Raw genomic sequence first — 26352 nt, forward strand, 5'->3', positions numbered from 1 at the left:
GGCCGCCCCGCGGGGGTGCCGGGCGGGGCGGCGGGAGCGGTCAGTCGAGGATGTGGCCCGTGGCGCGGGCGTAGCGCTCGCGGATCCGCGGGATCGCCTCCCCCTCGTACGTGGCCGTGTCGCCCGAGCGCCAGTCGGGCGAGGTCAGCAGCGTGGCCGCCTGGTGGGCGGCGCCGTCGGCGACGTACTCGGCGGGCGGCGGCACCGTGATCGGGACGCCGAAGATGGTCGGCGCGATCCGGCGTACCGCCTCCGAGCGGGCCGCGCCGCCGATCAGCAGCACCCGCTCCGGCCGCATCGCCAGCGCGTCGAGCGCGTCGGCCAGGCCGCACAGCATGCCCTCGATGGCCGCGCGGGCCAGGTGGGCGGGGGTCGAGGTGGCGAGGGTGAGCCCGTGGACGGAGCCGGTGGCGGTGGGCCGGTTGGGGGTGCGCTCACCCTCCAGGTACGGCACCAGCACGAGCCCGTCGGCCCCCGGAGGCGCCTGGAGCGCGAGCGCGCTGAGCTCGTCGAGCGAGACGCCGCCGATGCGGGCGGCGGCGTCCATGACGCGGGCGGCGTTGAGCGTGGCCACCAGCGGCAGGAAGCGCCCGGTCGCGTCGGCGAAGCCGGCGACCGCGCCGGTCGGGTCGGCGCTGGGCGTCTCCGTGACCGCGAACACCGTGCCGGACGTGCCCAGCGACACCACGACGTCGCCCGGCCGGGCGCCCACGCCGAGCGCGGCGGCCATGTTGTCGCCGGTGCCCGGCGCGATCAGCACCGGGCCGGCCCCGCCCGCGACGGCCGCGCCTACCTCGTCGGCCGGCCCCAGCACCCTGGGCAGCAGCGGGACGGCGCCGAAGGCGGCCTTGAGCAGGTCGGTACGGTAGGCGCCGGTCGCGGGCGACCAGTATCCGGTGCCCGAGGCGTCACCCCGGTCGGTGGCCAGGTGGGACAGCGGCGGCAGCGGCGCGTCGGCCCAGCCCGCCACGGAGAACGGCACGCCGGAGGCCAGCGCCCCCGACAGCCGCCAGGTGAGCCAGTCGTGCGGCAGGCAGACGGCGGCCGTGCGGCGGGCGTTGTCCGGCTCGTTCTCGGCCAGCCAGCGCAGCTTGGTCACCGTGAACGAGGCGACCGGCACCAGGCCCACGGCCTCGGCCCACGCCCGCGGCCCGCCCAGCTCGGCGATCAGGTCGGTGGCGGCCTGAGCGGAGCGGGTGTCGTTCCACAGCAGGGCGTCGCGCACGACGTTTCCGGACTCGTCGAGACAGACCATGCCGTGCTGCTGCCCGCCGACGCTGATGGCGGCCACGCCGTCCAGCCCGCCGGCCTCCTCGATGGCCCGCAGTAACGCGGTCCACCAGTGGGAGGGGTGCACCTCGGTGCCCGCCGGATGCGCGGCGCGGCCCTGGCGTACCAGCTCTCCCGTCTCAGCGTCTCGAATGACGACCTTGCAACTCTGCGTGGAGGAATCGACCCCAGCGACCAGCGTCACCCACGAACTCCTAACAAGTGCTCCAGCGCAAGCTGGTTCAGATGGGAGAAATGGTATCCGCGCCGCGCAGCCGGCTCAGGATCGCGCGCCTGCGGCCGGCCGGCCACCGATCGACGGTGAATCGATCGTCAGGGGTGGGCTCGGACATGACTCGATGCTCCCCTGGCGATCAGCTCTTCACAAGCGGTCGTTCACAGGCCCGAAGGATCGCGTCCCACGCTGATCTCCTCGGCGATCTTCCTGATCTCCGCCACCTCGAGGCCGGGAGCCTTGGGCAGGTGGCGCAGCAAAGCGTCCATCACCACGGGCACGGGCTGTCCGGCGAACCGGCCCGCGATCCCGTGAACAGCCCTGAACAGCGCCTCTTCGGTGTCGTGCATCGGCCTCTCCTCAGTCGGGTACCCGCAGGACACTACGGCCTGCGCACGACTCTTCGCGCGCTCCCGCTCCAGCGTGTTCCCGCCGGACCGGACGGGTCCCCGCCCGCCCTCCCGATGTAGTTGAACGCTCATATACTTCCTGCGGGACTCCTGCGGAAAGGGGCAGTCATGCCGGTGCAGCGGCTCAACCACGCGGTCCTCTACGTCCGGGACGTCGAGCGCAGCGTCGCCTTCTACCGGGAGGCCCTCGGCTTCGAGGTCGTCATGGGCATGCGGGGCGCCGCCTTCCTCCAGGCGCCCGGCTCCTCCAACGACCACGACCTCGGGCTGTTCCAGATCGGCGAGGACGCGGCCCCCTCCGGGGCCGGGCGCACCTCCGTCGGCCTCTACCACCTGGCGTGGGAGGTGGACACGCTGGCGGAGCTGGAGCGCATCCAGGCCACGCTGACCGAGCTGGGCGCGCTGGTCGGCGCCTCCGACCACAGCACCACCAAGGCGCTGTACGCGCGCGACCCCGACGGGCTGGAGTTCGAGGTGTCGTGGCTGGTGCCCGCCGCGCTGCTGACCGACGAGCTGCTCGCCGGGCGGAGCAGCATCCGCCCCCTCGACCTGGCCGCCGACAAGCAGCGGTACGGCGCCACGACCCGGGGCGGCGTGGGCGTCTCCATCCCCGCCTGACACGCGCCGGGCCCGTCCGCAGGACGGCGACCCCGCCCGCGCGTCTCCATCCCCGCCCGGCGCCCCCGCCCGGCGCCCCCGCCCGACGCCCCCGCCCGACGCCCCCGCCCGACGCGCCTGCCCGGCGCCCCCGCCCGGCGCGCCGCGGGCCCGTCCGAAATACCGCGACCCCGCCCGGAGTGCCGCGGGCTCATCTGAAGTACCGTGGGTGTGTCGGCCCTTCCTCCACGCCCGCACGGAGAACGGTCATGCCGAGTGATCCTGATCATGTCCTCGACGCCATCGACGGCGTCGTCGACGAGTGGGAGACGCTGAGCGCCGACGCGATGCGCTGGTCGCCTCCCGAGCACAAGAGTCCCGACATCGTGTCCGAGGTGAGCGAGATCTTCGGTCCGCTCGTCAACGCGTTCTCGCAGGCGCTGCGCCCGATCGGCGACGCCTTCGAGCGCGTGCTGCGCACCCTGGAGGAGGACGACGACGGCCCGCGCCCCACGTGACGAGGGCCCGTCCGGCTAGCCGGTGCGCCGGCGGCGGGTCCTGCGCGGGTAGGCCTTGGCCGTCTCGGCCAGCCGCACGGCGTGCTCGGCCTGCTTGCGCCAGTGCCCGTAGGCGTCGCCGCGCTGGGCCAGCCGGTCGAGCTCGCTCATGGTCGCCAGCGGGATGAACGCCGGCTCGGCGTCGCGCCACGGCGTGCCGGGCAGCGGCATGAACGTGTGGGTGTGGATGCGGGCCCCGAGGTCGGCCAGGTCGGCGGCGAGCCGGAGCGACTGCGCCTGGTCCTCCTCCGACTCCCCCGGCATGCCGAAGATGAAGTCGACGTTGGGCCGGAAGCCGTGCTCGACCGCGATCCTGACGGCGTCGCGCACGGGCGAGGTGTCGTGGCCGCGCCCGGAGGCGGCCAGCACCCGGTCGCTGCCGGACTGGGCGCCGATGATCAGGTTGTCGTTGGCGACGTAGCGCTTGAGCAGCCGCATCGCCTCGGGCGTGACGTGCTCGGGGCGCACCTCGGAGGGGAAGCTGCCGAAGAAGACCCGGCCGTGCGGCGGCAGCTCCTCCTTGACCCCGGCCAGCAGCTCCTCCACCGCGCCGAGGTCGGGGTCGGGCCCCGGCGAGCCGTACGAGAGCGAGGTCGGCGTGATGAAGCGCACGTCGCGCAGGCCCCTGGCGACCATGCCCCGCACGTGCTCGCGCACGCTCGCCACCGAGCGGTGCCGGAACTGCCCGCCGAACATGAACGGCGTCTGGCAGAAGCGGCACGTGTAGCGGCAGCCCCGGGTGATCTCGATCGGGCCGCTCCTGCCGACGAACGAGGGGAAGGCGTCGAGCGGGAGCTGCGGCGCCGGCCTGGTGCGCAGCGCGACGCCATCGGCGTCTTTGATCGCCAGTCCGGGCACGGTGGTGAGCGGCTCGTCCGCCCGCAGCGCGCGTACGAGGGCGATGATCGTGGACTCGCCCTCGCCGATGCCCGCCAGGTCCCAGCCCGCGTCGATGACCTGCTGCGGCTCGGCCGTGGCGTGCACGCCGCCCGCGATGTGCAGCCCGCGCCCGCCGCTCAGCTCTTTGACCACGGCCAGCTCGGCCGCCATCGCCTCGGCGTCGGGGGAGTAGAACGACCACAGGACCAGCACGCGGCCGGCCTCGGTGCCGAGGATGTGCGCGGCGGTCTCCTCCGGGGTGGTGCCCAGGCGCAGCTCGTGCTCGACCTGCGCGGTCTCCAGGGCGGCGAGCAGCGCGTGCACGCCGTACGTCACCGCCTTGCGATAGCGGACCACCACACACACTGCCTGCGCCACGTCCGGCAGCGTAGCTCAGGCCTCCGCCATGCGCACCGCGGCAGCTCAGGCCCCCGCCATGCGCATCGCGCGCAGCGGGCGGGTGAGCTTGGCCAGCTCGGCGAGCATGGCGTCGGCGCCGGCCGCCATCACGTCGCTGGGGCGCAGCGTGCCGTCCTCGCCCACGTGCTGCGGCACGAAGGGGATGATCACGCCTTCCAGCACCGGGACCATCTTCAGCGTGCTGACCACCTGGCGCAGCCGTTGAGTGCCGGCCACCTCGCCGGTGCGGGTCGAATACCACCTGACGGAGATGGGCCAGGAACTGCGGCCGGTGCTGGACGAGCTGGTGGCCTGGTCGCACAAGTGGATCCCGCTGCCGGAGAGCGAGACCGAAAGCGCTGTTACATTGAACCGGTGATCGGACTGGGCACCCTGATGCGGCACGTGCACGAGTTGATGGACGGCGCCGTCGCCGAGGTCTACGCCGAGCACGGCCTGCCCGACTACCGCCCCCGCTACTCGCCCGTCGTGCGCGCGCTGGTGGCGCGCGGGCCGCTGGCCATCCGCGACCTGGCCGGGGCGATCGGCGTGACCCACTCGGCGGCCAGCCAGACCGTGGTCCAGATGCGCCGCGACGGCTTCGTCTCGCTGGAGAAGGGCTCCGACGCCCGCCACCGGATCGTCCACCTCACCGACCGGGCCCGCGCCGCGCTCCCCCTGATCGAGGCCGAATGGGCGGCCTCGGAGCGAGCCCTGCGCGAGCTGGACGCGGAGCTGCCCGTGCCGCTGGAGCAGGTCATGACCGCCACGCTGGAGGCGCTGGAGCGCCGCTCCTTCCGCGCGCGCATGGGGGACGTCTCCGCGTAGAATCGCCGGCATGACCTGGCGACATTGATGCATAACCAGGGGCCGGCGCGGGGCGCGCGGGCCTCCGAGGCGACGAGCACTCGGAGTCCCCGTTCGTCCCCCCTGGAAGGTCCCATGCTTGTCATTTCGCTGTACGCCTACGCGTTCCTGGGCGAATTCATCCTGATCTATCCGGTGTACGCGCTGCTGTTCACCGACACCGGTCTCTCCGTCGCCGAGGTCTCCACCCTGTTCGTCATCTGGTCGGTGACGGGCATGGTGCTGGAGATCCCCTCGGGGGCCTGGGCCGACGCCGTCTCCCGGCGGCTGCTGCTCTGCCTCGGGCCGCTGCTGAGCGGCGCCGGCTTCGCCCTGTGGGTGCTGTTCCCCTCCCCCTGGGTGTTCGCGGCCGGCTTCGTGTTGTGGGGGGCGGGCGAGGCGCTGGTGTCCGGCGCGTACGAGGCGCTGGCGTACGAAGAGCTGGCGCGGCGCGGCCAGGCCCACCGCTACGCCGGCGTCATGGGCCGGGCCACCGCCCTCGGCCTGGCCGGCGCCGCCACGGCCGCCGGCCTGGCCTCTCCCGTCGTCGCGACCGGCGGCTACCTCCTCACGGGCCTGGCCAGCGTGGCGGCCTGCGTCGTGACCGCGGCCGTCGCGCTGACCCTGCCGGAGCACCGGCAGCGCGCCGCCGCCGGGGGCCGGGGCTACCTGGCGACGCTCGGGCAGGGCTTCGGGCTGGTCCGCGCGGACCGGGGCGTGCTGCGCGCGGTCCTGCTGGTCGCCTTCGTGACCGCGATCTGGGGCGCGCTGGAGGAGTACGCCCCCTACCTGGCGGCCGAGACCGGCGTGACCAGGGCCGCCGTCCCGCTGCTGATCCTCCTGGTCTGGGCCGGCGTCACGGCGGGCGGCCTGCTGGCGGAGCCGGCCGAGCGGCGCCTGCCGCCCCGCGCGTACGCGCTGCTGCTCGCGTCGGCCGTCCCGGTCATGGCCGCGGGAGCGCTCAGCGGCCATCCGGCCGGGTTCGTGCTGATCGCGCTGGCCCTGGGAGCGTTCCAGCTCGCCCAGGTGCTGGCCGACGCGCGGCTGCAGGACCGGATCACCGGCCCGGCCAGGGCCACCGTGACCTCGGTCGCGGGCCTGGGCACGAACGTCGTGACGCTGGGCGTCTACGGCGCGTACGGGGCGGCGTCGGCGCACATGTCGCACGGGGCGACCTTCGCGCTCCTGACGCTGCCGTACGCGCTGATCGCCCTGCTGATCGCCCTGCCGGCGGGCCGCGCGGCTCGGCGCACCACGGGACGCGTCCGGTAGCGGACGCGGCCCGGCACCCGGCGGGACGCGCCCGGTCACGGACGCACCCTGGCACCCGATGGAACGCGCCCGGTGACGGACGCGGCCCCGGCGGAGCGCACCCGTCAGTAGCGGGACGGGATGCGCTTGGGCAGCGGCGGCGGCTCGGGGACCGCCGGCGCCTCCTCCTCGGCCGGCTCCTCCCGCGCGGCGGCGGCGCGCCAGCGGGAGGGGAAGGCCGAGGCGGCCAGCAGCACGCACGCGGCCGGCAGCGCCCAGGTGCCGACCAGCCCGTCGTACGCCCGCGCGTACCCGGCCGGAACCAGCCCCGTCACCGCCGCCCACGGCGCGTACGCCAGCGCCGCCGCCGCCGCGAGGGCCAGCCCGGGCACCAGCGAGGCCAGCGGCGAGATCCGCGACCCCGCCAGGACGCCGGCCACGGCCATGGTGGCCGCGAGCACGGCCACCGCCAGCCACGCGGAGGCCGCCAGGCCGCTCGCGTAGTAGAGAAGACCCGCCGCGATCAGCGGGGTGGCCAGCAATCCTGTGCCGGCGCCGAGCAGATGACGAACACCATTGCGCACAGAGAACACCTCCAGCCACGGCACCCTAGCCGCCCCTCAGCCCCTTCGCCTTAAAGGCGGCGAATCCCGCACGCGGCACCAGGACCGGAAAGCCTCCATAACACCGAAATACTTTCAACTTGGTATCTAACAGGAGGCAAAGCAACCGTTAGCTTGACAGCACCCCCACCCGAGGAGTGCACATGTTGAGTAAACGCTGTGCGCTGGTAGGCGGCGCCATCCTCGCCGTCTGCCTGGCCACCCCGCTCAGCCCAGCAGCCGCCGAACCGGCGCCTCAAGCTGCGCCCCCCGCACCCCCCTCCATGATCGACGCGCTCGAGCGCGACCTCGGCCTCACCGAGGCCCAGGTCGTGACCCGGCTGGCCAACGAAGAGCGCGCCGCCGCCACCGAGTCGAGCCTCACCACCGCACTGGGCGGCTCGTTCGGCGGAGCCTGGCTGAACGACGACGCCTCCAAGCTCATGGTCGCCACCACCGACGCGGCGGCCACCAAGGCCATCGAGGCGCAGGGCGCCCAGCCCGTCGTGGTCCCGCGTTCGCTGGACCAGCTCAACGGCGTCATGCGGGCGCTCGACCAGGCACCCAGGAAGGTCACGGCCGGAGCCGCGCTCTGGTTCGTCGACGTGAAGACCAACACCGTCTCCGTGCAGGCCCCGACCGTCGAGGCCGCCGAGGCCCTCGTCGCCGCGGCGGGCGTGGACAGGAGCGCGGTGACCGTGGCGGCGACGGCCGAGCGGCCGACGCCGTTCATCAACATCATCGGCGGTACGGCCTACTACATCGGCTCCAGCCGGTGCAGCGTCGGCTTCTCCGTCACCAGGGGCAGCACTCCCGGCTTCGTCACCGCCGGGCACTGCGGCCGGGTCGGCGCCAGGACCACCAACCCGACGGGCACCTTCCAGGGCTCGTCGTTCCCGGGCAACGACTACGCCTGGGTCGCCGCCCCCGGCAACACCCCCACCCCGTACGTGCGCGGCTCCGGCGGCGCGAACGTGACCGTACGCGGCTCCACGCAGGCCTCCGTCGGCGCGTCCATCTGCCGCTCCGGCTCGACCACCGGCTGGCGCTGCGGCACCATCCAGCAGCACAACGCCACCGTCAGGTACGCCCAGGGCACCGTCACCGGCCTGACCCGCACCAGCGCGTGCGCCCAGCCCGGCGACTCCGGCGGCTCGTTCATCTCGGGCAGCCAGGCCCAGGGCATGACCTCCGGCGGCTCGGGCAACTGCTCGACCGGCGGCACGACGTACCACCAGCCGGTCAACGAGGCGCTGAGCGCCTACGGACTCACCCTCACCACAGGCTGACCCAGGCACCACCCGGCCGGGCCCGCACCACTCGGGACCGGCCGGCGCACCACCGGCCGGTCCATTAGCCCGGACCAGCCCTCGTACCACCGGCCGATCCCCTAGCCCGGACCGGCCCCCGCACCACCGGCCGATCCCCTAGCCCGGACCGGCCCGCGCTTCACCAGCTTTCCCCGGCGGCCGGCGATGAGTTTTCGCCGGCCGCCGGGTCTGTCGTGGGAAGGCACCTTCCAGCACCGACGACAGAGGAGCTCGCGATGAAGCGACCCGTTCTGGGCAGCCTGCTGCTGTCCAGCACCAACCCCGACCGGCTGCGCACCTGGTACGCCGCCGCGCTCGACCCCCAGGAGAACACCGACGTCAACGGGTACCGCGTGCTGAAGTTCGGGGAGTTCCACCTGTTCATCGACACGCGGGCGGACGTGGCGGACAAGAATCCGGAGCCCGGCAGGGTGATACTGAACTTCGACGTCGAGGACGCCCGCGCCGTGGCCGCCCGGATGGAGCGGGCCGGCGTGCGGTGGCTGGCCGAGCTGGAGGACCGCGACGGCAGCCTCTTCGCCACGGCGATCGACCCCGACGGCAACTACGTGCAGATCATCCAGCTCAGCGATGAGCACCGGGAGGGGATGTAGGGATGCTCGGCGGGACGAAGGCGTACAGCGGCTTCTCGGTGCACGACGTCGCGGCCGCGCGCGAGTTCTACGGCGAGACGCTGGGCCTGCGGGTCTCCGAGTCCGGCGGCATGCTCACGCTGCACCTCGGCGGCGGCGCCGACGTGCTGGTCTACCCGAAGGGCGAGGCCCACGTGCCGGCCACGTTCACGATCCTCAACTTCCCGGTCGCGGACATCGACCGGACGGTGGACGACCTGGCGGCGCGCGGGGTGCGCTTCGAGCACTACGAGGGCATGGGCCAGGACGACCGCGGCATCGCCCGCGACACCGGCGGCCCGCCCATCGCCTGGTTCACCGACCCCTCGGGCAACATCCTGTCGGTCCTGGAGGAGTAGCGGGGGCCGGCAGGCCGACGCGATCCGGCACGAGCGCGGCGACACTCAGCCGCGTGCCCAGGGCGGACAGCGGGCCGACCAGCGCTCCCATGGGCGCTGTTCGGCCTCCTCGCCGGGCCGTCGTCGCTCGGGTCGACCGCCGCCGCCAGACGGTGGCCGTCGACGCTGCGAGCATCGTGCTGGCGTACGTGGTGGCGTTCGCCCGCGCCTTCGCCCTGCTGAGCTGAACCGTCAGGACGGGGCTTCCCGACCTCGTGCCCGGCGGGCCGGCGCCGTGACCAGCCATCGGACGCCCCGGAAGAGGAGACGGGCCAGGATGAAGAGGATCCCCACCGCGAACAGGATCTGGCACATGACCAGGACCTCGCTCAGCACCGCGCTGTCGATGAGGGCGGCCAGGCCCTCCCGCACGTACGGCACGAGCAGCAGCCCCACCACGTAGCCGAGCAACGTCCATAACTCGCCGAGCCGGTCACCCATGCGCCAATCATAGGGCGCTCAGCCCTTGCCGCCGCTCCAGAAGCGGTAGCCGTGCTCCTCGACGAAGCCGGCGCGGCGCCACGTCCCGGAGGTCAGCGACGGCGGCCGTCCCGGTTCCAGCGCGCGGTCACGGCCCGCCCGCCGTATCAGCACGAACCCGGCGGCCAGCCCGGCGCAGAAGCTTGCGAACGCCACCCCGGACCCGACCGCGTGCGCCGTCCGCCCGAGACCGAGCGCCAGCCCGAGCAGGACGACGTTCCCGGTCATGTTCGCGGTGAACACCTGCCCGAGCGCCAGGTAGCTCAGCGCGTCGACGGCCCCCGCCGCGAGCGCCAGACCGAACACCGAGAGCCCCGCCATACGCATACCGTCGCCACTCTGCGCGACGATGACCCACCGCCACCCGCGAACACCCCGGAAGCCGCGGGTCCTACCTGCGGCGACGCGCCGCCGTGATCGCCATCACCACGAAGGCCAGCAGAAAGACGACCCCCAGGAAGAAGAGACCGAACCCGACCAGCAGGTTGAAGTTCCCCAGCTCACTGAGGACCGGCAGCGCCGGATTCACGTAGTACAGGACGATCCACAGAAACCCGATGACCCACGAGGCCACCATCGCGACGAGCGGCCACCACGCCGGCCGCGCCGCGACACGAGACGCTCCTTGACGACCCTGAAACTCCGGCACCGGCCTCGCCCCTCAGATAGCGTCCAGTGATCCCCGTATGCCCCGCATCCTCCCAGAACCTCAGGGAACGATCCAGCAAGAGATCACCTGACCTTCGCGCCGCGCAAGCCCACGCAACCCCCGGAGCACCTCCAGCAGATGCCCATCGGCCTCACGCGGCGCACGCAGAGTTCGTGTCCCGTCGCACATGAGCATCACAGCCGCTCGTGATACGACTGCGAAGAGGACACCGGAGGCGCACCCGGATGAGCGCCCGTGTCCGCCCCCGTGGAGGTGCACGTCATGAGCAGGGTTCCGGCCTGGGCCGGCCGGCTACGCGTGGAGCGGACCAGACGAAAGTGGTCGCAGCGGGACCTCGCCCTGCGGCTGGCTGCCGTGGCTGACCGGCCCATGCCCGAGCCCGAGAGCATGGTCCGCCGCATTCGCGATCACGAGAGCGGCAGGCACAAGCCCGACGACGAGTACGCCGAGCTGTACTGCCTCGTGTACGGGGAATCGCGCCCCAGAGATCCCCCATAAGAGCATCTTCCCGCGCTATCCCCGGTCGGGGTCGTCTGTCCATTCGCTGTCGAGGATGCTGAACAAGATGGAGTCTCGCCAGCCGTCGCGCAACTTGGTGGTGTGGCGGAGGTGGCCTTCCTTTGTCATCCCGAGTTTCTTCAGGATGGCTGCGGAGGCGACGTTTCGCGGATCGCAGGTGGCGTAGATGCGGTGCATTCCGAGTTGGTGAAAACCGACCCGCAGCAGCCGCCGACCGATGGCGGTACCCAGGCCGCGTCCCCAGAGGCGGGGGTGGGTGAGGTACTGGATCTCTCCTTGGGCGTGGTTGAGGCTGCGGATGTGGAACTCTCCCATTCCTACGAGCTCATCGTCATGGAGGGCTGCGTAAGCGAAACGTGTTTGTGGCTCTTCCCGCCATGCGGCCACGGCTTGTGCCACGAAGTTGCGCGTCTGGGCGAGAGAGTTGGGCCCCCATGCCTGATACCGGCAGACCTCGGGGAGGCTGGCCCAGGAGTGGACCGCGTCGACATCGGTGGGCTGGAGCTGCCGGAGTCGGACTTCGGGATGGCTCATGATCTGAATAATGCCGCGTGGTTGAGATGGCTAGGGTCCGTGGTGTCTCATCCTCGTCGCGGCCCGCAGCACGGGCGCGCGCGAGAACGGCCCCCTGGCCGCACGCGCAGCGTGCGGCCGAGCGCAGGGCCGCCCTTGACCACTATGAGAACAACTCGGCAAAGCAAGGGATACCGCTCTGGTCGGCTGGGCGCTCGCCAACCGGGCTTCCACCGCCCGCCTGGCCGGCCGGCGACCACGGGCCTCGGCCGATCACATCAAATGCCGCAGGAACGGACGCCGCCTCCCCGTACCCACCGAGACTCCTGACCTTCTGGACGCGCCCGCAAGACGCCTCAGCCGCCGGACGGCTCAAGGCTGGGGATGAGTGGGCCGGTCACAGTCTGATCCTCACAGCGCAGCCCTGCAGCGCGCCGATCCACAACCCACCCACAACGAAAGAGGCCCTCTCCCCGAGTTCGGCGAGAGGGCCTCCTGCCTGCGGAGGATCGGGGATTTGAACCCCGGATGGGCGGTAAACCCAAACCGCATTAGCAGTGCGGCGCCATAGACCTGACTAGGCGAATCCTCCTGGAGCCAGCGCGGCTCAGCACAGCGTACCGGCCTTCTGGCGAGGCGGCAAAGCGATTGCGTCCTCAGCCTTCGCCAAGTGTTATCAACAGCCTGTGGGTAACTGCCTGTGGATGAAGCCCGCCCAGAGTTCGGGCGGGCTTCGAGGCTGTGGATAACCCTGCGGGACAGGCCCCGCGGAAGGGTTCTGGGGAAGGATCCGCGGGGACGCCGAGTGGCCGGCGCAAGGGTCAGGCGGCCGGGTTGGCCTCGCCCTCGATCTCGATCTTGACCTTCTTGCCCACCAGCACGCCGCCCGTCTCCAGGGCCTGGTTCCAGGTGAGGCCGAACTCCTCGCGGTCGAACTCGGTGCTGATCGAGAAGCCCCAGACGGCCTGGCCCCACGGGTTGGTGCCGGCGCCGCCGTACTCGACCTTGAGCTCGACCTCCTTGGTGACGTCGCGGATGGTGAGGTCGCCGACGACGGTGAACTCGTCGCCCGAGTGGCCCACCACGCGGGTGCTCCTGAAGGTGATCTGCGGGTACTTGTCGGCGGCCAGGAAGTCGTCGCTGCGCAGGTGGCCGTCGCGGTCGGGGGCGCCGGTGTTGATCGTGTCGGCCTGGATCGAGACCTCGGCGCTCGACTCCAGCGGGTTCTCGGCGATGGTGACCGAGCCGCTGAAGGTGTCGAAGTGGCCGCGGACCTTGCTCACCATCATGTGCTTGACGACGAAGCCGATGCGGGTGTGGGCCGCGTCGAGGTTGTACGTGCCGGCGGCCGGGATGGTCAGGGACTCCCAGGTGCGAGTGCTCATCGGGTTCTCCTTGGAGGTTGGGTCGGTCAGATGCGTGCGGCAACAAATATCTACACGAGGAATATTCCGCGCGTCAACTATCGTCCGTTAGGGTATGAGCGTGATGAACTTTGACGATCCCCGCCTGACGGCCGTCGGCCTGCTGACCGAGGTTCACTCCGGGTTGATGAGCAGGTTGCAGCCGGCACTGAGCGGGTCGGGGTTGTCCGAGGTCGACTTCGAGACGGTCATCCGATTGGCACGTTCCCCCCGGCAGCGGTTGCGGATGAGCGACCTGGCCGCGCAGACCCAGTTGTCCACCAGCGGGGTGACCAGGGTCGTCGATCGCCTCGAACGCGAGGGGCTGGTGCGCCGCGAGGCGTGTGCCAGCGACCGCCGGGCCTCTTACGCGGTGCTCACCGACGCCGGGCGCGAGCGGCTGGCCTCGGTGCTGCCGCAGCACCTGAGCGACATCGAGGAGTGGTTCACGGGGCTGCTGTCCCCCGACGAGCTGGCGGCGTTCCTGGCCAGCCTGCGCAAGATCAGGGAGCTGGTACGCCCCTGCGCCACCGCCGGCGCCAGCGAGGAGCCCGCGGCCACCACGTCCCCATGATCCCCGCGAAGCACGTCACGAGATCGCCGCAAAGCACGTCACGAGACCCCCGCGAAGCATGTCACGAGACCCCCGTGAAGCACGTCACGAGGCGCTCAGGGCCGTCCGGAGCTTGGCCATCGCCCGTGACACCGTGCTCTTGACCGTCCCCACGCTGATCCCCAGCGTCCTGGCGATCTCCGGCTCCGTCATGTCCTCGTAGTACCGCAGCACGACCGCCGCCCGCATGCGCTCGGGCAGCTCCCGCAGCGCCTGTTCGAGGGCCTCGTGCACCTCGGAGGCCACCGGCTCGCAGGAGACCGGCTCCGGCAGCTCGTCCGACGGGTACTCCTCCAGCTTGCGCCGCCGCCACTGCGAGATGTTGATGTTCACCATGGCCCGCCGCACGTACCCGTCCAGCGCGCCCCGGTCCTCGATGCGCTCCCAGGCGAGGTACGTCTTGGCCAGCGCGCTCTGCAACAGGTCCTCCGCGTCCAGCGGATGCCCGGTGAGCTGGTGGGCCGCACGCAGCAGCGCGGGACCGCGCGCCCTGACGTACTCGCGGAACTCGTCTTCCCAGCCGGTGGTCTGCATCGTGGCCAGAATCGCAGGCTGATGCCCTTTTGTGCCTGAACCGCAATTCAGGTTTCGGCCCGCCGACGATAAAGGTCAGTCCAGGTCGGTGGTGGTTTGTACGCCGCCGTAGGTGAAGCCACTTCCCCAGGGATGCGTATTTTGCTCCGTTCTGGCCCAGTACGGTGTGAGCCGCCCTCAAGTCATGTGACCCTAGTACCCGAGTGAGGGAGGGGCGGATGGGACATCCGAGCGTTGAGCGCCGCCGGGTGCTCTCCGCGGCCGCGCTCGGCCGCGAGAAGGGCGTCCCCGGCCCCGACCCGGGCGGCGGCGAGCCCTTACGCGCGGTCGCCGGCGAGGTGCTGGACGTGAGTCCGCACCTGATCACCATCGAGACGCCCGGAGGCGCCGAGGAACGGCTGGTGATCGCGCCGTGGGCGACCGCCTGGCACGGCGCCGAGGTGGCCCCGGCCGACCTGCCCGCGGGCTCCATGGTGCTCATGCGCGCCCTGCGCGACGGCCGGGTCGTCGAGCGCATCTGGGCCGACACCACCCGCATCACCGGCACGATCCTGTCCATCGAGGGCCGCAAGGACCTGACGGTCGAGCTCGACTGCGGGCCGCACCGGGGCCACCGGACGATCGTCATCCCCTACCGCTCCTCGGGGCGCCTCCAGGTGCGCCATCCCAAGTTCGAGCCCGGCTACCTCTTCGACGCCATCGGCGTCCGGCGCGACGGCGCGAGCCTGGCCCTGCTGCCCGCGACCTCGCAGCCGCCCTACCCGGCGCGGTCGGTGCCGCCCCCGCCGCCGGCGTACGCGGGCCTGCAGTCCCGCATCGCGGGCACCGCCACCTGGTCGGACGCCTTCGACGAGGACGAGCGCGGCGCGGGCTACCCCATGCTGGAACGTTCTGACACCGGCTGCGCGCAGACGGGCGTGTCGTGCGCGGGTCTGCCGTACCTGGCGCTGGGGTCGTTGCTGCAGATCAGGAACGTGTGCACGGACCGCACCGCCAACGTGCCCGTGGTGGCCTGCGGATGCGTGGCGGGCCGGTTCTGCGACCGCTGCGTGGAGTGCGACACCTCGCCGCGCGGGCGGGTCGCGGAGCTGTCGCCGTCCTCCTACGTGGAGCTGGGCGGCGAGCTGGTCAAGGGATGCTTCAACGCGCAGCTCGGATTGGGGTGACGCTCGTGCTCGAATCGCAGCTCCCGCTCCTGATCGTCATGTTGGTCCTCGGCACGGCCGCGAAGGTGGCCACCGTGACCTCCGGCGGCGAGCCCGGATCGCTGTCCAGGCTGGGGCCCGCGGTGCTGGTGCCGGAGCGCTGGCAGGCCCCGGCGCTGCTGGTCTGCGCGGCCGGTGAGCTGGTGCTGGCCGCGGGGCTGCTGCTGACGACGCATCCGCTGTTCCGGTGGGGCACGGTCGGGTTCTTCGCGCTGTCCACGTACGTGCTGCTGGAGCTGCGCAGGCGGCGGCCCGACGCGGGCTGCGGCTGCTTCGGCGAGGTGAGCGCGGCGCCGGTCGGGCTGCGCTCGATCGGCAGGGCGGTGGCGCTGGCCGGGATGGCCGCGATGTCGGTGTGGGCGACCGTGCCCGGCTGGCAGGCGGCGGCCGCGCCCTCGTGGTGGACGGCGGCGGGGGTGGCGCTGCTGGCGATGCTGTCGCCGGAGATCGAGGAGCTGATCGACCGCGTACGTTACCGCGCCCCCTGCGAGCAGCGCCCCGGCCCCGCCGAGTCGGTCACCCTGTCGCGGCTCAGGTCGAGCGGCGCCTGGCGGGCCCACCGGGGCGCGCTGACCTCGCCCGAGCCGTATGACACCTGGCGCGAGCTGTGCTGGCGCTTCTTCGCCTTCCGCAACCACGACGATGACGACGTGGTCTTCGCCGTCTATCTGAGCGGCCGGCGCCCGGCGGTGCGGGTGGCCGTGGTCAGCTCGGAGGACAGCGACTCTCTGCCGGTCTATACGCCGGTATCGGCCTGACGCTATAGAGCCGTAGAGAGCGCTCGATAAAACTCTATTGGGCTGTCTAGCTTCCCCACTAGACAGCCCAATAGAGGTCTAGGGGCCCGGCTCACACGGGCTGAGCGCGCAGGAACTTCCCGAAGTGCGGCACCGTGAACGCGATCAGGCCGCGCTCGGCGCTGTAGATGAGCCCTTTCTTGATCAGACTGTCGCGGGCGGGCGAGAGGCTGGACGGCTTGCGCCCGAGGGCGTCGGCCACCTCAGCGGTCGGCACCGGCTCGTCGCCGATCTGCGCCATGGCGTGCATGTAGTCGCGCTCGGCCGGGGTGGCCCGCTCGTAGCGGCTGCCGAAGAACCCGACCGCCAGCTCCTCCTCGGCCTCCGGCGCGGAGACCTTGACGTCGTCGAGGGTGATCGGGCTGCGCGGCGCCAGGTCCCAGGCGACCTTGCCGTAGGCCTGCACGAAGTAGGGGTAGCCGTCGGCGGCCTCGTAGAGGGCGTCGAGCGCCTCCTGCGTGAACTCCACCTCCTCCTCGCGGGCCGGCAGGATCAGCGCGAGGTCGGCCGCCTCCCGGTCGAGCTTGTCGATGCGCGCGTAGCGGAAGAGCCGCTCGGAATAGCTCTTGCTGGCCGACAGCACGCTCGGCAGGTGCGGCAGCCCCGCCCCCACGACGATCAGCGGGCCGCCGGTCTGGGACAGCTCGTGACAGGCCGCGCAGAGCGCCGAGACGTCGGCGGCCTGCACGTCCTGCATCTCGTCGATGAACAGGGCGATGCCCACCGCCAGGTCGGTGGCCACGCTCGCCGCGTCGACGAACAGCTCGGTGAGGTCGATCTCCAGGTCGCCCGAGTCGGCGCGCCCGCGGCTGGCGGGCACCTCGATCCCGGGCGACCAGTGGGAGGTGCCCTTGGCCGCGGCCGGGTCGCGCATCGCGAACGCCTTGAGCACGCCGAGGAACTCCTCGATGCGCTCGGGCGCGCGGTGGCGCGGGGCCAGCTCGCGCACGGCCATGTGGAGGGCGGCGGCCACGGGCCGCCTGATCGACTGGTCGGGCCGGGCCTCGATCTTGCCCGTGCCCCACAGCCGCTGCATGGCCATGGACTTGAACGTGTTGAGCAGGACGGTCTTGCCCACTCCCCGCAGGCCGGTCACCACCATGCTGCGCTCGGGACGGCCGCGGGCCACCCGCTCCAGCACGACTTCGAACTGCTGCAGCTCGCGGTCGCGCCCGGCGAGCTCCGGCGGGCGCTGCCCGGCGCCGGGAGCGTAGGGGTTTCGCACAGGGTCCACGCTCTCGGACTTTATTGCCGGATATAGCGGCCGTCTTAGATTGGGGAAGAAAGTGCTACGGCGTGTCCGAGCAGGGGCGGGCGCGAGCACCGTCATCGGACACACCCCCTCTCACCAGGCCGAACCCCTGTTCGATTGCGGCACCTAAGACTGTAGCGCGGACTCGAACATCCATGCGATGGTTTCGAGTAAAGATCTTTGCAACAGGCCAGAGCCTCCGCCGCGTCGAGGAGATGTGGAGTTCGACGATTTCGTACGGGCGCGGGGCCCGGCCCTGCTCCGGTACGGCTACGTGCTCACCGGCAACGCCGACGACGCCGCCGATCTGGTCCAGGAGGCGCTGCTCAAGCTGAGCGACTCCTGGAAGCGGGTCCGCAACAAGGACAACCCGGAGGCGTACGTCCGCACGACCATGGCCAGGCAGCACATCAGCTGGTGGCGCAGGCGGCGCAGGGAGCACCTGACGAACGAGCTGCCCGAGGGCTCGTACACGGACGTGCACGCGTTCGGCGAGCTGTGGAAGGAGCTGGCCACGCTGCCGCGGCTGCCCGCGGTGGGCCCCGACGGCACGCACCGACTCCCGCTCACCGGCATGTCTGGCGTCTTCCCCTGGCCGGCGGCACGCCCGGCCGGATCGCCGCCACGGACGGCCTGCACCTGCTGCGGTGGCCGTGGGCGAGCGACGCGCTGGCCGGTCCCGACGTCGGCGACCGCAACCAGACGGTGCTGGTGGACCTCACCGTCATCACCTCCCAGGAGGTCGACAGCCGGCCTGGAGCGAAGGGCGTGCGCTGCGGCCCGCACTGGTGCCTTGGCCGCACCGCCAAGGGCAGTTTCCTGCAGCGGATCGACGGAAACGACCTGCGCGAGATCGACGGCGTCTTCGGCCATCCGAAGCCGCTGTCGATGGCGCCGCTGCTCAACCGCTTCGTACCGCTGAAGAACGGCGTCCACGACGTCGAGACCGGTTCGACGGCCACGATCGCCGCCCGGACACTGGCACTCGGCGCGGCGGGCGAGCCCAGCACGGTCCTGTACTGGCGCAAGGACGCAGGCACCTGGGAGGTGCTGAACTTGGCAGCCGTCCCGTCCGCCCAATAGCGTTCGGGGCCATGCGGACCTTCGCGAATGTTCAGGAGCTCAAGGCGGCCGTCGGCGAGAAGTTCGGCCCGACCGAGTGGCGCACCGTCACCCAGGACCAGGTCAACCTCTTCGCCGACGCCACCGACGACCACCAGTGGATCCACGTGGACGTGGAGCGGGCCAAGGAAGGGCCGTTCGGCGGCACGATCGCGCACGGCTACCTGACCCTGTCGCTGCTGCCGTCGTTCATGTTCGCCCTGGTCAAGGTCGAGGGCATCGCGATGGGCGTCAACTTCGGCCTGAACAAGGTGCGCTTCCCCAGGCCGGTCCCCGTCGGCTCGCGCGTGCGCGCCGTCGGCGAGCTCACCGACGTCAAGGGCACCCCCGCCGGCTACCTGTCCACGCTGAAGATGACGATCGAGATCGAGGGCGAGAGGCGCCCGGCCTGCGTCGCCGAGACCCTCAGCCTGTACGTGCCCGCCGAATAGGCGTGCAACAGCTGCTCCCGTAACGCGCTCCCTGGGTTCGTGGAGGATTTCGACGAGCTTCGGTGATGCTGCGCCCCCACGGCGCGCGCTGGCTGCTCGGCGACCGGTACGCGCTCTTCGGCGTCCACTCCGCGGGGCCCTCGCCGGTGTCGGTCGTGTACGACCTGGCCACCGGGACGGCGGCCGGCATCCATGAGAAACCGCCGGCGTGCGCGGCGGCGCCGTGGCGATGGGCGCCTCCTCATCCGCGCCGCCCACCACGGTCTACTGGGACGCCGGGCAGCGCTACTCCGAGAAGTGCGGGAAGGGCTCGTGCCGGACCGTGACGCGCGGGGGCGGCAAGGAGCTCACCATCCTGAACCTGACGGCCGTCACAGAATGGCCGTCACAGAATGATCGCCGCCAGGGCGGCCAGGGCGATGAGGCCGAGGTAGGCCAGCACGAGCCGGGTGTCCCGGAGGAAACACTTGCTCCGGGACAGCCCGGCCCGCCGCGCCTTCCAGTAGCCCGCGAAGCCGAGCGCCGCGAACCCCAGCACCGCCCACGGGCCGAGCAGCCAGGCCAGCAGCGCGACGGTCGCGTACACGCACAACCGGAGCGGATCGTACGGCTCCTTCGCGCCCCGGCCGTCCTGCGTCGGGGTGCCCGGCGTCGGCGGGTTCCCTGGGGTCGGCGGGGTGTCTTGGGTCACCTGGCCACCGCCGAGAGGCGCTGGCGGGAGAGCTGCGGCCAGGCCTGCACCGCGCAGAACGGGGCGCACTGGTCCTGCTCGGCCCGCGTGCCGACGTGCACGCAGCACTGGGTGAGCCGCTCCTCGATCATGGTCGAGAGGTCCATGAACGGTTTGACCGTGATGCGCACCACCCGCTCTCCGAGCATCCTGCGCAGCTTCCTGCGCCGGCCCGGCAGAGCGGAGGAGGCGAGGGTGAGCAGGGTGGAGACGCCGAGGTCGCAGTTCTCGCAGATGGTCCGCCACAGGTCGCCGACCTGCGGATGCGACAGCGACGACTGCTCCGACAGCAGGCCGAGCAGCGACTCCTGGACGGCCAGCCGCAGCTCGCGCGGGATCTCGCTGTCGGCGATGCGGTTGGAGACCAGGCCCAGGTGCTCCTTGAGCCGGTCGTGCCCGATCAGCCGGGTGAGGGAGCGCCACTGGCGGGCGTCGTCGCGGATGAGGTAGCCGACCGAGCAGCAGTGGGGGTGCGAGCAGGGCAGAGCGGTCAGGTCGCGCCAGGTGACCAGGCCGCCGGTCTGCGGGCCGAGGCGCTTGAGCACGCCGGTGTGGGTGAGGCGGTCCTGCGGGTCGATGGCGCCCGACCTGCCGGAGCCGAACTGGGGTTGCAGGGAGACGCCTCCGACGTACGGGGTGTCGAGCGCGAGGCGTACGACGTCGCCGATCTCGCCGTCGTTCACCCCGAGCGCGGCGGTCATGACGAGGGTGGTGAAGATCTCCCGCTCCGACAGCCGCGCGACGGCCTGCGCCTTGACCCGGGTCAGGTCGCCGCCCCGGTGGTGCCGGGAGGCCGCGGCCGAGACGCCGTCGTGCTGGAGATAGACCTCGACCCGCTCCCTGTGCTCGGTGAGCAGGTCGAGCAGGGCGTCGTCCCTGGCGATGAGCACGCCGTTGGTGTTGATCAGGATGCGGGTGATCGGGCGGGCGCTCAGCTCGGCGAGGAGGGTCTTCAGCTCGGGGTGGAGCGTGGGCTCGCCGCCGCTCAGCATGAGGACGTCCAGCCGGCCGTTCTCCCTGCGCAGGCGCTGGTCGACGTTGGCCAGCACGTCGGGGACCGGGACGAGGCCGGTCAGGTCGGGCGAGCTGTCGGCGAAGCAGGTGGGGCAGCGCAGGTTGCACGCTTCGGCGATGTCCTCGAGCAGGATGCAGGTGTGCTGGGTCTGGAGCTCCGGGAGGCCGCGCAGGTAGGCGGCGGGGATCGGGTCGAAGTTGCCGGGGGTGTCGGGCAGGTGCCGCTTGGTGGGAGCGGTCCACTCCTCCAGATAGCTCAGGATCTCCGGGTCCTCGTCGTACAGCGTGCGGATGAAGCCATGCTCGCGGCATCCGCGCTCCAGCCACACCCGGCCGTCGCGCTCGGCCAGGTAACCGCTCAGCCGCTCGACCCGGTCCAGGTCGCGGCCGTGGCAGTGCGGGCAGAACGCGTTGACGTACCTGAGGATGCGGTCGCCCCGCAGGCCCATCCCTGCACTCATGTCATGACCTTCCGTTCGAAAAGAGGTCGATAGTAGCCGCGGCGCCGGCCGTACTCGAGCCTGAGGGCGAGCAGCAGCAGCCCCGGCGCCAGGAACCACTGCGGCCTGGTCAGGTCGAGCCAGACCGTCTCGTTGGCCCTGGTGAACTCGACGAGGAAACGGAAGGCGGCATAGGCGGCGAGGTAGAGCGTGAACAGCTCGCCCGGCTGGGTGAGCCGCCGGCGCGCCCACATCATCGCGGCGAAGGCGGCGAGCTGGAAGATGATCTCGTAGACGTACGACGGGTGCATGGCCTGCCCGGTGAGGCAGCCGGGGCACTCCGGGGTCGTCGGCGGGGCGTGCACGCCCCACGGCAGGTCCGTGGGCCTGCCGGGCGCCTCCGTCAGATGGCAGCCGATCCGGCCCACCGCCATGCCGAGCGCCACGGCCGGGGCGAACAGGTCGCCCGTGCGCTCCTTGTAGCCGATGACCTTCTTGGCGACCAGGACGCCCGCGTACGCGCCGGTCAGGCCGCCGAGGATGCTGCGCGAGCCGTACAGCCACAGGTTCTCGGCGTCGAACGTCTCCAGCCAGCCCGCCAGCCGCATCCCGATCGCGCCGCCGACCAGGGCTCCGGCCACGGCCGTCAGCGACTGCTCGTTGAACGCGCCGCGCCTGCGCGCCTCCCGTACGAAGACGACGGCCGCCACCAGCACGCCGAGGCCGACGAAGATCTCGTGGTAGGGCGGCATGTCAGGTGTACAGGCTCGGGTTGATGCCGGTGCAGATGCCCGCCGACAGGATCGACCACAGCGCCCATCCGATCATCAGCCCCAGCCCGAGCCCTCTGGTCCAGGACCGGCGCACGAAGAACAACCAGATGCCGGCGCCGAGGCCGGCCAGCGCCAGCAGCACGGCACCGGTGATCAGGTAGGGGGTGGGGTCGCCCCGGCCGTCCATGGCGATGACGAAGGTGACGAAGCCGATCACGACGTTGATGACGCTGTAGATGGACATGCCGGCGAAGATCATCCCAATGAACACGCCGGTGGAGCCGGTGGAGCCGGCGGGTGGTGGGGGCGGCGGCGGCGGTGGCGCGCCGTACCCGCCCTGGCCATGCGGCGGCCCCCCACCATACGGACCCCCAGGCCCGTGAGGAGCCTGCCCGTACGGAGGTTGCCCGTACGGGGGCTGCCCCGGGGAAGGCCCCCCGTGCGGAGGCTGCCCGTGCGAGGGCTGCCCCTGGGGCGGTTGCCCGTACGGGGGCTGGCCCTGGGGAGGCTGCCCGTGCGGGGGCTGCCCGGATTCTTTGCCGGGCTCCCCGGGAGGCGGCGATGACGGTGGTGTTGTACTCATTGGCTTGGTCTACCCCCTAGTCGTGATCAGACTAGGCACCGTCGATCGGCATCCGATCAACACCCTCACCACCGCGACCGCCCACCCGCGCCGACCACGTGGCGCGCGCAGGGGAACGCCGGCGGCGCCGTACGCATCGGGCCCGTTCACGAGGCACAGCGCCGGAAAGTGGTGACGGCCATCGCGCGCTCCTCCGAATGGTGTGCAATCCAGGGTCGAAGGAGAACAGGCGATGGCCGCAGACAGAAGTCTGCCCCCTGAACCTTGACCATCGCAGCAGAACCCGACCAGGAACCCCTACTTGTCAGCTCCCCATCCACCTCACATCCGAGCACCCCTCAACTCTCCCGCCTTCAGCACCGCCCGCACCATCCACGCACAGCCCACACCCGGCCGATCCCCCGCACGGCACAGCCGAGGGACGGCACAGTGTGCGGACCGCCCACGCTCCCTCCCGCAGCGCCCCGACCCGACCGAAGCACCTCGGGAGTCCTACACGCCCTCGGAGTGGTAGTCCGAGTAATAGATCGCAGCCTGCACCCGGCTCTTCAACCCCAGCTTGCTCAGCACCCGGCTGACATGCGTCTTGGTCGTGGCCTCCGCCATGTCCAGCTCTCTGGCGATCTCGGCGTTGGAGAGCCCCCGCCCGATGCAGGCCAGCACCTCTCGCTCCCGAGGCGTCAGGCTCGCCGGATCGGCCCCCGCCTCCCGCCGTACGGGCAGCTGCTCGGCGAAGGCCGAGATGAGTTTCCGCGTGACCCCGGGCGAGATGAGCCCGTCGCCCCGGGCCACCACCCGGACCGCCTCGACCAGCGCCTCGGCGTCGGTGTTCTTCAGCAGGAACCCGGCCGCCCCGGCGCGCAGGGCGCCGAACACGTACTCGTCGATGTCGAACGTCGTCAGAATCAGCACATCGCAGACGCCCGCCAGTTGCCGGGTGGCGGAGATGCCGTCGAGCCGGGGCATGCGTACGTCCATCAACACCACATCGGGCCGCAACTCCCTGGCCATGGTCACGGCCTCCTCACCGTCACCGGCCTCGCCCACGACCTCGATGTCGTCCGCCCCGTCCAGAATCAGCACGATCCCGGCCCGGACCGCCGCGTGATCGTCAGCCACCAGCACCCTGATGGTCATCTTCCACCTCCACCAACTCGGTCACGGCCCCCACGAGCCCGCGACCGTCGTCCACCGACCGCCCAACGCCGCCGGCCAAACCTCACAGCCCCCTCCCCACCTCTCCCGCTCCCAGCCCCTGCCACTCCCCGGCTCTCCCGCTCCCAGCCCCTCCCAGCCCCTCCCGCTCCCAGCCCTTGCCCCTCCCCGGCCCTCCCGGTCGCCCACCCTCCCGGGACCGGCCAAGCCGGCCCTGAGCCGTATCCGCCTTCACAGCCCTCTCCCACCCGCTCAGCCTTGGGCGCCCCGCCCGCCCCGACCCTCGCCCTCGGCCGCGGGCAGAACCGCCAGCACCCGCCAGCACCCACGCTCGTCACCGCCGTTGGCCGCCTCCCCGCCCCACACCTCGCCGGCCTCGAAGAACCCGTCGACCAGCGAAGCCCGTTCGCGCATGCCCACCAGTCCCGCCCCGGCCCCGGGCAACCCGTCCCGCCGCCGCCCGCCGAGCGCGTTCTCGACGCTCAGCCGGACCTGCTCGCCCTCGTAGGCGACGGCCACGGAAACCGGCGATGCCCCGTGTTTGAGCGCGTTGGTCAGGGCCTCCTGCACGATGCGATATCCGGCGAGGTCGATGGGCGCGGGCAACTCGCGGGCCTCGCCGTCGACCCGCAGCTCGACAGTCATCCCGGCCCGCCTCGTCCGCTCGACCAGGGCCTCCACGTCGGCCAGCCGGGGCCGGGTGGCCTCGCCCTCGCCCTCGTCGCCTTCCTGCCGCAACAGCCCGATCATGGTCCGCATCTCGGCCATGCCCTTGACGCTGTTCTCCCGGACCGTCTCCATGATCTTCCGCACGGTCTCCGGGTCGAGGTCCTTCCTGGAGAGCGCCGCGGTGGACTGGATCGCGATGGCGCTGAAGTGGTTGGCGATCATGTCGTGCAGCTCGCGCGCCATGCGCGTACGTTCGGCGATGACGGACGCCTGCCGGTCGAGCTCGGCGAGATGGGCCACCTGCTCGGCCCGCGCCTTCTCGGCCGCGGCCCGATCCCGCTGCTCGCGCAGGACCAGCGCGGTGGTGACCGGGGTGATGAGCACCAGCCCGGCCTGGACCCCCATGACGGCCAGCATCCACCAGTTCTCGGCGAGGAAGCCGCCCAGGGCCCCCGCCACGACCGCCAGGACAGCCGTGACGCCCAGCAGTATCCGGGCGAACCGGACCGGCCCGTAGAGCGCCGCGGCGTACAGATTGTCGGTGAAGACCAGGACCGTGCCCAGCGAGGGGCCGACGAACCCGTCGATCGTGACCCCGACCACCCCCAACGCCAGGGAGACCAGCGGAGCCCGCTGCCGCACCAGCACCCCCGCGCAGGTGAAGGCCAGCGGCACGAGCAGCAGCCACTCGGAGTGGCCGCGATCGAGGTAGGACTTGCCCGCGATCAGCACCACGCCCATCGCGAAGGCCAGCCCGGCCCCCAGCACCACCCGCTTCATGCCCCCATCCCATCACCTCCCGCACCCCGCCACCTCCTGCGGAAGTCCGCCTGTGGATACACCCTTCGATGTATCCACAGCCCCCGCCGGGCCCTCTCCGACCGCATTCCGCCCATAGCGCCCCTCACCATGGCCTTCCGAGGAGAGAACCACCCTCAGCGGCGATACCCCTTACACCTCGCGGTAGATGAATCTCCACCCACCCCGCCAACCAGCGGCTTTGACAGCCGCACACCGGTTGCGACCATGTCCTCACAGAACGTGGGCCCGAGCCCGGATCCCACGCAACCGCGCGAAGGCAGGTAGGGGTACGTGGACATAGAGGCGGAGATTCGCAAGCTGAAGCTCCGTGTGGACGCCCTGGAAGCACGCAAACGCTCCGGCCGCACAGCAGTCACAGGCACAAGCACAGACACAGCCGCCAGCACTGGGACCAGCCCCGGCACCGGAATCGACCTCGGCACCGGCACCCGGATCGAGACTCGGACCGGAACCAGCACCGCCACCCAGACCGGAACCCGAACCGGGACCAGCACCGGAACGCGGGCGGCGGGAACCGGGACCCGGGCCGGAGCCGCGAGCGGAATCCGGATGAGGGCCCGCCGCCGGCGCATGCGCGTCCCGGCACAGAACTGCGCGGCCCTGGAGGACGTACAGGCCGAGATCACCACCACGGCGATGAACGTCACCGAGATGGCATCCCGGCTCAAGTCCCTGCACGTCGAGCTGACCCAGGACCTCTCGGCCCTGAACGACGAACTCGGTGGCTTCCGGACACACACGAACGACCACTTCACCAAGCTGCGCCGGCAGACCCAGGACCAGCACAACGCCCTCTACCGCAGGCTCACCGACCTGACCCTCCTCCTGGAGCACCTGCTCCAGAAGCCCACCCCATGAGACCGAGGGGAGCCCCACCCCCCAGGCTCCCCTCACCCCTCCCCTTTCCCCAGCTCAACCCACGACCCCCACCGCCCCCACCCCGCAACCGCCGCCCTCCGCCGGACCCGATCTCCCCGAGATCGCCGTTTCTGGTTCGAGGCACTCCTCAGAACCCGGTATGCTTGCTTACGCAGCGAGCGGCCGTAGCTCAATGGATAGAGCATCTGACTACGGATCAGAAGGTTAGGGGTTCGAGTCCTCTCGGCCGCGCTCCAAGCGAAGGGCCCGTCACCAGCGGAAACGGTGGGACGGGCCTTCGTCGTTTGCGGAGATCGTCCGATTTCTTCCGCGCCTTCGGGAACCACCTTGGGAGCCGCCGGACGAAGTCTCCCGAGGAGAGCG

35 protein-coding genes, 2 tRNA genes and 1 pseudogene are annotated in these 26352 nt (G+C 71.5%); 18 read left to right on the top strand and 20 right to left on the bottom strand.

Annotation, left to right across the window (positions count from 1 at the left end):
* Positions 1-40 precede the first annotated feature (40 nt).
* Together IO39_RS10295 and IO39_RS10300 are read right to left on the bottom strand one after the other, a co-directional pair.
* The gene (locus tag IO39_RS10295) at positions 41-1474 is read right to left on the bottom strand and encodes a xylulokinase (RefSeq protein WP_043619665.1); all 1434 of its coding nucleotides are present in this window, start codon (positions 1472-1474) and stop codon (positions 41-43) included.
* A 191-nt stretch (positions 1475-1665) separates the two neighbouring features.
* Complete coding sequence (locus IO39_RS10300; protein WP_043619667.1) at positions 1666-1854, bottom strand: hypothetical protein; 189 nt, start codon at positions 1852-1854, stop codon at positions 1666-1668.
* A gap of 168 nt (positions 1855-2022) precedes the next feature.
* Here IO39_RS10300 and IO39_RS10305 point away from each other — a divergent pair, with 168 nt between their 5' ends.
* Together IO39_RS10305 and IO39_RS10310 are read left to right on the top strand one after the other, a co-directional pair.
* The gene (locus IO39_RS10305; RefSeq protein WP_043619669.1) at positions 2023-2532 is read left to right on the top strand and encodes a VOC family protein; all 510 of its coding nucleotides are present in this window, start codon (positions 2023-2025) and stop codon (positions 2530-2532) included.
* A 248-nt stretch (positions 2533-2780) separates the two neighbouring features.
* A complete protein-coding gene (locus tag IO39_RS10310; protein ID WP_043619672.1) occupies positions 2781-3029 on the top strand; it encodes a hypothetical protein in 249 nt (82 codons plus the stop codon).
* Between the two features lie 15 nt (positions 3030-3044).
* Here the strand turns inward: IO39_RS10310 and IO39_RS10315 are convergent, their stop codons facing one another.
* Entirely contained in the window at positions 3045-4325 is a 1281-nt protein-coding gene (locus IO39_RS10315) for a TIGR04013 family B12-binding domain/radical SAM domain-containing protein (protein ID WP_245641896.1), read from the bottom strand.
* A gap of 45 nt (positions 4326-4370) precedes the next feature.
* A complete protein-coding gene (locus tag IO39_RS56685) occupies positions 4371-4583 on the bottom strand; it encodes a hypothetical protein (protein WP_211266968.1) in 213 nt (70 codons plus the stop codon).
* A gap of 7 nt (positions 4584-4590) precedes the next feature.
* Between IO39_RS56685 and IO39_RS56690 the strand changes: the two genes are divergently transcribed.
* From IO39_RS56690 to IO39_RS10330, 3 genes are all read left to right on the top strand, one after another.
* Positions 4591-4725, top strand: coding sequence for a winged helix-turn-helix transcriptional regulator (locus IO39_RS56690; protein ID WP_211266969.1), 135 nt, complete (start codon positions 4591-4593; stop codon positions 4723-4725).
* Positions 4722-5174: a MarR family winged helix-turn-helix transcriptional regulator gene (locus tag IO39_RS10325; protein ID WP_211266970.1), complete on the top strand. Its 453-nt coding sequence runs from the start codon at positions 4722-4724 to the stop codon at positions 5172-5174. Before IO39_RS56690 ends, IO39_RS10325 begins: the two co-directional genes overlap by 4 nt.
* Positions 5175-5288: 114 nt before the next feature.
* Positions 5289-6464, top strand: coding sequence for an MFS transporter (locus IO39_RS10330; RefSeq protein WP_043619676.1), 1176 nt, complete (start codon positions 5289-5291; stop codon positions 6462-6464).
* 104 nt (positions 6465-6568) lie between these two features.
* On the opposite strand, the gene IO39_RS10335 is transcribed toward IO39_RS10330, so the two are convergent.
* The gene (locus IO39_RS10335; protein ID WP_157548144.1) at positions 6569-7027 is read right to left on the bottom strand and encodes a hypothetical protein; all 459 of its coding nucleotides are present in this window, start codon (positions 7025-7027) and stop codon (positions 6569-6571) included.
* A gap of 302 nt (positions 7028-7329) precedes the next feature.
* Between IO39_RS10335 and IO39_RS10340 the strand changes: the two genes are divergently transcribed.
* The 4 genes from IO39_RS10340 (at position 7330) to IO39_RS54280 (ending at position 9573) form a co-directional block, all read left to right on the top strand.
* On the top strand, positions 7330-8334 hold the full coding sequence (locus IO39_RS10340; RefSeq protein ID WP_245641897.1) for a S1 family peptidase: 1005 nt from the start codon (positions 7330-7332) through the stop codon (positions 8332-8334).
* A gap of 257 nt (positions 8335-8591) precedes the next feature.
* Positions 8592-8969 carry a VOC family protein gene (locus tag IO39_RS10345; RefSeq protein ID WP_043619682.1) on the top strand — a complete coding sequence of 126 codons (378 nt, stop codon included), beginning with the start codon at positions 8592-8594 and terminating at the stop codon, positions 8967-8969.
* A 2-nt stretch (positions 8970-8971) separates the two neighbouring features.
* Positions 8972-9346, top strand: coding sequence for a VOC family protein (locus IO39_RS10350; protein WP_043619684.1), 375 nt, complete (start codon positions 8972-8974; stop codon positions 9344-9346).
* 89 nt (positions 9347-9435) lie between these two features.
* Positions 9436-9573, top strand: coding sequence for a hypothetical protein (locus tag IO39_RS54280; protein WP_157548146.1), 138 nt, complete (start codon positions 9436-9438; stop codon positions 9571-9573).
* A 4-nt stretch (positions 9574-9577) separates the two neighbouring features.
* Here IO39_RS54280 and IO39_RS10355 read toward each other — a convergent pair whose 3' ends face one another.
* The 3 genes from IO39_RS10355 to IO39_RS50450 form a co-directional block, all read right to left on the bottom strand.
* Positions 9578-9826 (bottom strand): hypothetical protein, encoded by a 249-nt coding sequence (locus IO39_RS10355; protein WP_043619686.1) that lies wholly within the window; start codon positions 9824-9826, stop codon positions 9578-9580.
* An 18-nt stretch (positions 9827-9844) separates the two neighbouring features.
* The gene (locus tag IO39_RS50445) at positions 9845-10186 is read right to left on the bottom strand and encodes a DUF1275 family protein (protein WP_052422696.1); all 342 of its coding nucleotides are present in this window, start codon (positions 10184-10186) and stop codon (positions 9845-9847) included.
* A gap of 70 nt (positions 10187-10256) precedes the next feature.
* The gene (locus IO39_RS50450) at positions 10257-10514 is read right to left on the bottom strand and encodes a cell division protein CrgA (protein WP_169789044.1); all 258 of its coding nucleotides are present in this window, start codon (positions 10512-10514) and stop codon (positions 10257-10259) included.
* Between the two features lie 282 nt (positions 10515-10796).
* On the opposite strand from IO39_RS50450, the gene IO39_RS10370 reads away from it, so the two are divergent.
* Positions 10797-11033 carry a helix-turn-helix domain-containing protein gene (locus tag IO39_RS10370; protein ID WP_157548148.1) on the top strand — a complete coding sequence of 79 codons (237 nt, stop codon included), beginning with the start codon at positions 10797-10799 and terminating at the stop codon, positions 11031-11033.
* Positions 11034-11048: 15 nt separating this feature from the next.
* On the opposite strand, the gene IO39_RS10375 is transcribed toward IO39_RS10370, so the two are convergent.
* From IO39_RS10375 to IO39_RS10385, 3 genes are all read right to left on the bottom strand, one after another.
* Positions 11049-11588, bottom strand: coding sequence for a GNAT family N-acetyltransferase (locus IO39_RS10375; RefSeq protein WP_043619690.1), 540 nt, complete (start codon positions 11586-11588; stop codon positions 11049-11051).
* Positions 11589-12069: 481 nt separating this feature from the next.
* Positions 12070-12159 (bottom strand) — tRNA-Ser (locus IO39_RS10380).
* Between the two features lie 229 nt (positions 12160-12388).
* Complete coding sequence (locus IO39_RS10385; protein ID WP_043619691.1) at positions 12389-12952, bottom strand: YceI family protein; 564 nt, start codon at positions 12950-12952, stop codon at positions 12389-12391.
* A 103-nt stretch (positions 12953-13055) separates the two neighbouring features.
* Between IO39_RS10385 and IO39_RS10390 the strand changes: the two genes are divergently transcribed.
* The gene (locus IO39_RS10390) at positions 13056-13544 is read left to right on the top strand and encodes a MarR family winged helix-turn-helix transcriptional regulator (protein ID WP_342671410.1); all 489 of its coding nucleotides are present in this window, start codon (positions 13056-13058) and stop codon (positions 13542-13544) included.
* Between the two features lie 84 nt (positions 13545-13628).
* Here the strand turns inward: IO39_RS10390 and IO39_RS10395 are convergent, their stop codons facing one another.
* A complete protein-coding gene (locus IO39_RS10395; protein ID WP_052422698.1) occupies positions 13629-14117 on the bottom strand; it encodes a SigE family RNA polymerase sigma factor in 489 nt (162 codons plus the stop codon).
* Positions 14118-14335: 218 nt separating this feature from the next.
* Between IO39_RS10395 and IO39_RS10400 the strand changes: the two genes are divergently transcribed.
* Both IO39_RS10400 and IO39_RS10405 read left to right on the top strand, forming a co-directional pair.
* Positions 14336-15283, top strand: coding sequence for a hypothetical protein (locus tag IO39_RS10400; protein ID WP_043619695.1), 948 nt, complete (start codon positions 14336-14338; stop codon positions 15281-15283).
* A 5-nt stretch (positions 15284-15288) separates the two neighbouring features.
* Entirely contained in the window at positions 15289-16080 is a 792-nt protein-coding gene (locus IO39_RS10405) for a MauE/DoxX family redox-associated membrane protein (RefSeq protein WP_245641898.1), read from the top strand.
* A 91-nt stretch (positions 16081-16171) separates the two neighbouring features.
* Here the strand turns inward: IO39_RS10405 and IO39_RS10410 are convergent, their stop codons facing one another.
* Positions 16172-17353, bottom strand: coding sequence for an ATP-binding protein (locus tag IO39_RS10410; RefSeq protein ID WP_043619699.1), 1182 nt, complete (start codon positions 17351-17353; stop codon positions 16172-16174).
* Positions 17354-17531: 178 nt separating this feature from the next.
* Here IO39_RS10410 and IO39_RS57565 point away from each other — a divergent pair.
* A pseudogene (locus IO39_RS57565) lies at positions 17532-17747 on the top strand (sigma factor); the annotation flags it as partial.
* Here the strand turns inward: IO39_RS57565 and IO39_RS57570 are convergent.
* Entirely contained in the window at positions 17642-17923 is a 282-nt protein-coding gene (locus IO39_RS57570; RefSeq protein WP_245641909.1) for a hypothetical protein, read from the bottom strand. The pseudogene IO39_RS57565 and the gene IO39_RS57570 overlap by 106 nt on opposite strands.
* 153 nt (positions 17924-18076) lie before the next feature.
* Here IO39_RS57570 and IO39_RS57575 point away from each other — a divergent pair, with 153 nt between their 5' ends.
* On the top strand, positions 18077-18454 hold the full coding sequence (locus IO39_RS57575; protein WP_043619703.1) for a hypothetical protein: 378 nt from the start codon (positions 18077-18079) through the stop codon (positions 18452-18454).
* Positions 18455-18465: 11 nt separating this feature from the next.
* On the top strand, positions 18466-18924 hold the full coding sequence (locus IO39_RS10425) for a MaoC family dehydratase (RefSeq protein WP_043619705.1): 459 nt from the start codon (positions 18466-18468) through the stop codon (positions 18922-18924).
* 385 nt (positions 18925-19309) lie between these two features.
* Here the strand turns inward: IO39_RS10425 and IO39_RS50455 are convergent, their stop codons facing one another.
* The 6 genes from IO39_RS50455 to IO39_RS10455 form a co-directional block, all read right to left on the bottom strand.
* Positions 19310-19615 carry a hypothetical protein gene (locus tag IO39_RS50455; RefSeq protein WP_245641899.1) on the bottom strand — a complete coding sequence of 102 codons (306 nt, stop codon included), beginning with the start codon at positions 19613-19615 and terminating at the stop codon, positions 19310-19312.
* Positions 19612-21129, bottom strand: a complete 1518-nt coding sequence (locus IO39_RS10435) for a radical SAM protein (RefSeq protein WP_043619707.1) — start codon at positions 21127-21129, stop codon at positions 19612-19614. The genes IO39_RS50455 and IO39_RS10435 overlap by 4 nt, the downstream gene beginning before the upstream one ends.
* A complete protein-coding gene (locus IO39_RS10440; RefSeq protein ID WP_043619710.1) occupies positions 21126-21860 on the bottom strand; it encodes a prolipoprotein diacylglyceryl transferase in 735 nt (244 codons plus the stop codon). Before IO39_RS10440 ends, IO39_RS10435 begins: the two co-directional genes overlap by 4 nt.
* 1 nt (position 21861) lies before the next feature.
* Complete coding sequence (locus IO39_RS10445; RefSeq protein ID WP_157548150.1) at positions 21862-22125, bottom strand: hypothetical protein; 264 nt, start codon at positions 22123-22125, stop codon at positions 21862-21864.
* A gap of 831 nt (positions 22126-22956) precedes the next feature.
* Positions 22957-23601, bottom strand: coding sequence for a response regulator (locus IO39_RS10450; protein WP_043619712.1), 645 nt, complete (start codon positions 23599-23601; stop codon positions 22957-22959).
* A gap of 270 nt (positions 23602-23871) precedes the next feature.
* A complete protein-coding gene (locus IO39_RS10455; RefSeq protein ID WP_063765244.1) occupies positions 23872-25068 on the bottom strand; it encodes a sensor histidine kinase in 1197 nt (398 codons plus the stop codon).
* Positions 25069-25659: 591 nt separating this feature from the next.
* On the opposite strand from IO39_RS10455, the gene IO39_RS10460 reads away from it, so the two are divergent.
* Together IO39_RS10460 and IO39_RS10465 are read left to right on the top strand one after the other, a co-directional pair.
* Complete coding sequence (locus IO39_RS10460; protein ID WP_157548152.1) at positions 25660-25968, top strand: hypothetical protein; 309 nt, start codon at positions 25660-25662, stop codon at positions 25966-25968.
* A gap of 179 nt (positions 25969-26147) precedes the next feature.
* Positions 26148-26220, top strand: a tRNA-Arg gene (locus tag IO39_RS10465).
* Positions 26221-26352 lie beyond the last annotated feature (132 nt).

The organism is Nonomuraea candida (assembly GCF_000725485.1).
GTDB classification, from domain to species: domain Bacteria; phylum Actinomycetota; class Actinomycetes; order Streptosporangiales; family Streptosporangiaceae; genus Nonomuraea; species Nonomuraea candida.